Raw genomic sequence first — 3,758 nt, 5'->3', positions numbered from 1 at the left:
ATCTGCGCCAACAGCACCAGCATTAGAAAAAGATATTCCTGAAGTTGAACGTGCAGTTAGAGTGGAGGGAGGTAATGCTACCCTGCTTTCTGTTGGGGATAAAAAATTGATAAAAAGAGGGAGTGTTGTAGATACCGGTTTTTTTCAAATGTTTAGCTTTTCTATGTTAAAGGGTAACCCTGCTACAGCATTGCATGATATACATTCCATTGTGATTACCCAAAAAACAGCCAAAAGTTTATTTGGTGATCAGGATCCGATAGGAAAAATAATCAAACTTGATGATAAATACAATTTTACGGTTACTGGCGTTTTAAAGGATTTGCCAGCTAATACAAGCTTTGAATTTGATTATTTATTGCCTTGGGCATCTATAAAAAAACCGGCAGGAACCGACCTGGGCTGGAACGACAACAGTACCCCCACCTATGTAATGCTCAAACCCGGTGCAAATATTAATGCCGCTGCCCTTAAAATAAGTGTATTAAGGCAACGCTACAGTGATGAAGCAAAGAATATGAAATGGGAATTATTTTTATACCCGCTTAAACGCTGGCACCTATATTCAAACTTTACTAAAGGTGTGGAAGATAGCGGGGGGCAAAGCACATTTGTAAAATTATTTGGCATTATCGCAGCATTTATAATATTGATTGCCTGTATTAACTTTATGAACTTGAGTACCGCCCGAAGCGAAAAGCGGGCAAAAGAAGTAGGTATTCGTAAAGTTGCAGGTGCACAAAGAAGCGCCCTTGTTGTCCAATTTATTGGAGAATCTGTTTTTCTTGCCTTCCTGGCAGGCATTATAGCTATAATTATTGTGCTATTAAGTTTACCGGCCTATAATCAGCTTACCCACAAAACTTTGTTTATCAACTTTAGCAATGTTTATACATGGCTTGTATTTGTTGGGTTTATTTTGTTTACCGGGTTATTGGCAGGCAGTTATCCGGCATTTTTTCTTTCATCGTTTAAGCCTGTAAAAATATTAAAGGGCACATTTAAAAAAGCAGATGCACTAATAACCCCAAGAAAAATTTTGGTTATAGTACAGTTTACATTCGCAATAATGCTTATCATCTGCACTATTGTTGTAAAACAACAAATAGATTATGCCCGTAATCGCGATACCGGATATGATAGCAACAACCTTGTTTGGCATTCTATGACAGGGTACATACCTAAAAACTACGCTTTAATAAAAAACGAATTGCTTTCATCAGGCATTGCCACATCAGTTACTAAAACAAACTCTCCTATAACCCAGGTAAGGAGCAATGGATGGGGACAAGAATGGGAAGGAAAGAATCCTGATGACAAAACATCTTTTGACCGGTTTTTGACTGATGATGGATTAAGTAAAACCGCAGGTCTGCACTTTTTACAAGGACGTGATTTTGATTTAAAAAAATTCCCAACAGATTCAACGGGTTTAATTATAAATGAATCATCATTAAAACTAATGAAGTTCAAAAACCCTATTGGCATGATAGTAAAAGATTTAGGGATTAAATGGCATATAGTAGGTGTGGTTAAAGATTTTATTCTAACCAATCCTTATGAACCAATAAGGCCTATTTTAATAACCGGACCTACCGAAACCTATATGAAATTTACAATAATGCATATTAAGCTAAATAACAAAAATTCAATAGCTGATAATTTAAAAAGGGCAGAAGTCATTTTTAAAAAATACAATCCGGAGTATCCCTTTGAATTTAGGTTTGTGGATGATGCCTATGCAGAAAAATTCAATAGTCAGCAACTACAGGGAACTTTAGCAGCATTATTTGCCGGGCTTACCATTTTTATTTCGTGTTTAGGTTTATTTGGGCTTGCTGCCTACATGGCCGAAAGCAGGATCAAGGAAATAGGTGTACGGAAAGTATTAGGTGCTTCTGTAACCCGAATCACAACATTGCTATCAAAAGACTTTTTAGTGCTCATTATTATATCATTCCTAATAGCCTCTCCTATAGCTTATTGGGGCATGTCTAAATGGTTAATGGATTACACATACAGGATAAATATGAGCTGGGGGGCATTTGCATTAGCAGGTTTTTTGTCCTTAATTATAGCAACAGCCACAATAAGTTATCAGTCAATCAAAGCCGCCCTAACCAATCCAGTTAAAAGTTTACGAAGCGAATAAACCTATCATCATGATAAAAAACTATATCAAAATAGCCTGGCGGACACTGTGGAGAGACAGGGCTTTCTCCTTCATTAATCTCATCGGGCTGGCCGTGGGCCTGGCCAGTGTGTTGATGATAATGGCTTATGTGCGCTACGAACTTTCTTATGATACCAGCTACAGCAATGCACCTGATGTTTACAGGTTAAGCATGGCAATGCAGGTAAACGGAGTTGAGCGTCAAAGTATTATGGTGCCATCTACTTTAGCAAAAACTTTATCGAAGGAATTTCCCGACATCAGTAAATACAGCGTTCTTAGCATACGCGATCTTAAATTTAAATATAACAACGGCAATGTAGCACTTAAGAGTGTGAACGCGACCGCCGACTTTTTTAAGCTTTTTAATTTTAAATCAATAAGAGGGAATTTAGCTACCGCTTTGGTGGAGCCCAACAGCGTAGTTGTGACTGAGAGTACTGCCAAAAAATATTTTAACGGCACCGACGCGATCGGTAAAACAATTAACGTAGTTTATGCAAATAAACCCTATAAAATAACTGCAATTATACCTGATATAGCCTCTAATACACATTTCGCAGCCGATGCCATAATATCAATTGAAGGGGACAGGTCGCTTAACGATAAGCTGGATCTGAGGGGGTACACTGGTATGCCTCAATATATATTGCTCAATAAAACCAGCAATGCCGCCAGCTTTGAAAACAGGTTTAAAACCTTTTATAAGACTTATCATTTTGGCAAAGCAACTATTAAGCTAATGCCTGTTCAAAAAATACATTTGTACTCGCATACAGAGAGCGAATTGCGGCCGAACAGCGATATTAAGTATATTTATATATTTTCATCAATAGCTATATTGATACTGGTTATTGCCTGTATTAATTATATAAACCTAACCACGGCCCGTTCCATTCAGCGCGCGCGCGAAATTGGTGTACGCAAAGTTTTAGGTGCCGTTAAAACACAACTGGTAACACAGTTTCTTGCTGAGTCGTTTTTCTTTTTTACTGCATGCCTTTTACTTGCAATGTTGCTAACAACTGCATGTTGGCCAGTATTTTCGCAGGTTATTGATCCTTATGGTGGCAATATTCCGCTATTCAGTAGCTGGTCGTTTATTCTAATGCCTATAGTGATATTGATATTTGGTTTATTGTCCGGGTTATACCCGGCTTTTATCTTATCAAAAATAAAAACCGCACAAGTGCTTAAGGGCATTACAGCTTTTGGTATAAATGTTAGTATGCGTAAAGTACTTGTGGCGGTACAATTTGTTATTTCGGGGGTATTAATAATATCTACGCTTATAATTTATCAGCAGCTTAACTTTATTAGCAACGCAAGACTGGGTTTTAATAAAGAGCATCTGATAGCTATACCTTTTTTCATGTTTAAAAGTCATGTAGATGTGTTTAAAGATGAACTGAGGACAAACCCCGGGGTAAAAGATGCCTCGGTAGCCACTTGGAAGGCTGGTGAATATTTCGGAGGTAGTGCAACTATGCCCGACGCCAAAGACACCACCAAAACCATAACCGTACAGTTTATAAATGCCGATCCGGATTTTATTAAGACAATGGGCATCAATGTTATCTACGGG

Annotated in this window: 2 protein-coding genes; both read left to right on the top strand. The window is 37.9% G+C overall.

Features of this window, described 5'->3' with window-relative positions; all coding sequences use genetic code 11:
• Positions 1-2,152: ABC transporter permease (locus tag ABI367_RS04715; RefSeq protein WP_462227333.1), on the top strand; the 2,152-nt coding region annotated here is incomplete at its 5' end.
• A gap of 10 nt (positions 2,153-2,162) precedes the next feature.
• A partial coding sequence (locus ABI367_RS04710) for an ABC transporter permease (protein ID WP_462227332.1) occupies positions 2,163-3,758 on the top strand: 1,596 nt, incomplete at its 3' end.

Source organism: Mucilaginibacter sp. (assembly GCF_039935595.1).
Classification (GTDB): domain Bacteria; phylum Bacteroidota; class Bacteroidia; order Sphingobacteriales; family Sphingobacteriaceae; genus Mucilaginibacter.
The sequence above is the reverse complement of the archived record's forward strand: the minus strand, read 5'-3'. Positions and strand labels throughout refer to the sequence as shown.